The following is a 3,936-nucleotide window of genomic DNA, read 5'->3' as shown; positions in this document are numbered from 1 at the left end:
TAACCGCAAGGACTGTGGAGATAGCCTAATAAATTAGAGTTCGATAGAACTCTTTACTTAGGAATCCCCCTCTTCTACACGAAGTGAAAGTGGGGGTAGTTCAATTACTAACATGGGTTGTACATTGCTTTCTTGTATGATGCCCTCATTATATATCCCTACCAGCATTCATTTCCTATCTAAAATTAATGTTTCTTACATTTAATATTTTAGTGAAGAATCTATTGTTGGAAAAAAGATAAAAAAGAACTGAATTTTTTAAATACTCATTTCCCTTTTCCAAATAACAAGTCTAATCACCGCATAATTCATAGAATTTCCTTTCTATTTTTCAATATATTTACTAAGGGGGAATATGGCATGCTTTTTACAGGGTTCATCATTAATCTATCTATTTTTGCATTCTTAGTTAGTACATCTATTTTTATTCAAGTATTTATAAGTAAAGTAGATTCTAAATCATTTCGTTTATTTTGTGGCATTTACGCAGGTATCATAGCTGCCATTTTAATGATTTTTAATTTTAAGCACATGGGATTGTTTTACGACCTGCGAGTCGTTCCACTAATTATTTCGTTTATTTATTTTGGTCGTACAGCTGGTTGGATTACATTAATGTTTATTCTATTTATGCGTATTTTCTACCTTGGTGGTGATTGGGGACCAGCTTTAATAGCATCTTTAGGAATAGCTATTATATATACTATATTCAAAACATATCTAAAAAATATCCATCCTTTTAAAAGCGTTTTTCTTTATCTAGCTGCTTATCTAGTTATAATTCATGTTGTATTTGGATTCTTTTTTCCTTCTATATCACTTATACTTCTTAACATCCAAGGTACATTTTTTATATCATGCGGACTCTTAATTGGTATTTTTCTTATGGAGTCGTATCAAAAGTTATATGTTTTAACACAAAATTTAGCCAAAGCGAATGAAACATTACTAGAATCAAAGCGAGAATTAAAGGATACCGTACACCAATTGCAAGGAGGTATTTTTAAATTCAAAAAAGTAGGGAAGAATTTTGTCCATACTCTATGTGATGGACAATTATTTTATCAAAACGGGTTTCACTCTCAGCAAGTCGTAGGTAAATGTTTATCTAATATAGATGCTTCAATTATTCCATTTCATTTAATTCCTCGACTATTAAAATATTATCAACAGGCATGGGATGGTGAAGAAGTAACTTTTGAACTACCATGGCCAAATGATGAGGCTACGATACTTTTCTCTCTTAGACCTGTTAAAAGAGAGGGAACAGTGGTTGAGGTAGTTGGTTCTACTGTTGATATAACGAAAAGAATACATGCGGAAAATGAACTGAAGGTTACAAAAGAGCGACTAGAGTCATTTATTAATCATAATGTGGATGCTATCACTATATTTGATTTAGATGGACATTTGTTACAAGCGAATAAAGCTTATGAAAGAATATTTGGTTGGTCAGAAAAAGAATCTGTAGGAAAAAAATTACCTTGCGTACCTGAATTTTTAATAGATCAAACTTTAGAATATATAAACCACATTAAAAATACCAATATGAATGACCCAATTCTTACCCGTTTTGAAACTGTTAGACAAAGAAAAGATAAAACTCTAATTGATGTAAGCCTGACAATTTCGCCTATTTTAGATTTTAGAGGTAATGTAATTGCTTTATCAGGAATTTGTAGAGACATTTCTGAAAGGAAACAAGCAGAAAGAAAACTGCATCAATTACACCAGCAATTAAGTGACAGTGAAATGAAATACCGTGCACTCATCGAACAAGCAACTGATGCAGTATATGTAGTGGAACTGAATGATAATGAATTACCAACCCGCTTTATCGAAGTAAATCCTGTTGCGTGTAAAAGGTTTGGATATAGTAGAGAAGAACTTCTTTCGATGTCATTCCCTAGTAACGTTCCACCAGATTCTCCAATGGTCCAAAGAATCATAGAAAAAATTAGAGAAGGGCAAACATCTTTTACATTACAAGATGAATTTGTTTTTCCTAGAGGAAAAAACCTGACAATTGAATTTTCTGTTCGTGTGTTTAACTTGAATGGCAAAAAAGTTTTCTTAAGCATCTCTCGAGACATCACTGAGCGGCTAAAAACAGAGGAATTATTACGAAAATCGGAGAAACTTGCTGTAGTAGGTCAATTATCCACTGCAATTGCTCATGAAATTAAAAATCCTTTAACAGCAATGAAAGGATTCATACAGTTATTGCAATCACTGGGAAATAAGGATACCGAGCATTACATAGATATAGTGTTATCAGAGATTGAACGTATAGATAGTATTACTAACGAATTTATGACATTAGCAAAACCTGAGGCATTAGAAATTAAAACTAATGACCTGAATGTATTAATGAAGCAAGTTGTAATGTTACTTGAACCTCAAGCGACAATGAATTGCATACAAATTAAAACTCAGTTTACATCTGATACTTCATTCATACTTTGTGAATGTAATCAATTAAAGCAAGTTTTTATAAATATCTTAAAAAATGCAATTGAGGCAACTTCAATGGGAGGGGAAATTTTGATTCAAATCCAATATGCACCTGATCAAAATCAAGTAAACATTCGATTTACTGATTATGGGTGTGGAATTGAACAGGAACGTATACCTTACCTAGGAGAACCATTCTATAGCCTCAAAGAAAATGGTATCGGTTTAGGATTAATGATCTGTTATAAAATTATTGAGAAGCACCAAGGAAAGATATTTATTGAAAGTGAAGTAGGAAAAGGAACAACAGTCAATATAGATCTACCTATATCTACTCTCTGAGGGTGGATTAAATGAAAGTAAACACAAAAAACACAATTGATTATACAAACTTAAGAAATCTAAAATTAAGACCCACACATTTTGATTAAACTTTTTTCAAAATGTGTGGGTCTCCTCTATTTATAAAATCAATATTTACAGCAATACTTTGATCAAGCTATAATTCAAACCAACATAACAAGTCTTTTTATCTCATTCGTTGACGAACAAATACGAATCCACCTAAAGCCAATAACAACATTCCAGCAATATATGAAATCATATCCATTGATGTTCCACCTGTTTTAGGAAGCCATACTGATGTCTTAGAATTTTCTTGAGTAGGTGGATTTTTTGAATCTATACTTGGATCTTTTGGATCCGTACTTGGATCTTTTGGACCTGTACTTGGATCTTTTGGTTCTGTACTTGGATCTTTTGGTTCTGTACTTGGATCTTTTGGTTCTGTACTTGGATCTTTTGGATCCGTACTTGGATCTTTTGGTTCTGTACTTGGATCTTTTGGATCCGTACTTGGATCTTTTATATTCGTGATGTCATAACCATGTACCTCTGATTTATATCCATTCACTGGTTGTTCTTTCAATTCATACTTATATGCATTTCCTTCAGCATCATATGTCGCTAAGTCTGTAAACGCATATTTCCATTCATCTGCTGCGCTCACTTCTTTTGTTGCGATCACTTTGCCATTTTGTAGTAGATCTACCTTGATCATTGTCGGACGATCTTTCGCATTGTCATCCTTCCATGTCTTCGTTCCTTCTACTTTTGTTTCGCCTACTTTTGTATTTGTAATGTCATAACCTTTTACCTCTGATTTATATCCATCTACTGGCTGTTCTTTTACTTCATACTTGTATGCATTTCCTTCGGCATCATATGCAGCTAAATCTGTAAACACGTACTTCCATTCACTTGCTTTACTTACCTCTTGTGTTGCAATTACTTTGCCATTTTGTAGTAAGTCTACTTTGATCATTTCCGGACGATCTTTCGCATTTCCGTCTTTCCATGTCTTCGTTCCTTCTACTTTTGTTTGGCCTACTTTTGTATTTGTGATGTCAGTACCACTTACTTTTGATTCATATCCTGGTACTGCTTGCTCTTTCACTTCATACTTGTATGCTTTACCTTCTG

2 protein-coding genes are annotated in these 3,936 nt (G+C 33.1%); one reads left to right on the top strand and one right to left on the bottom strand.

Translation table 11 applies throughout. The features are described from left to right. Positions 1-360 precede the first annotated feature (360 nt). Positions 361-2,796, top strand: coding sequence for a PAS domain S-box protein (locus JDS95_RS30270; RefSeq protein WP_000899499.1), 2,436 nt, complete (start codon positions 361-363; stop codon positions 2,794-2,796). A 187-nt stretch (positions 2,797-2,983) separates the two neighbouring features. Here the strand turns inward: JDS95_RS30270 and JDS95_RS31735 are convergent. Beyond that, positions 2,984-3,936 (bottom strand): Cna B-type domain-containing protein (locus JDS95_RS31735; RefSeq protein WP_199691034.1); only part of this gene is annotated, 953 nt, incomplete at its 5' end.

The sequence above is a fragment of the Bacillus cereus group sp. N24 genome, assembly GCF_016483345.1.
GTDB classification, from domain to species: domain Bacteria; phylum Bacillota; class Bacilli; order Bacillales; family Bacillaceae_G; genus Bacillus_A; species Bacillus_A toyonensis.
The sequence above is the reverse complement of the archived record's forward strand: the minus strand, read 5'-3'. Positions and strand labels throughout refer to the sequence as shown.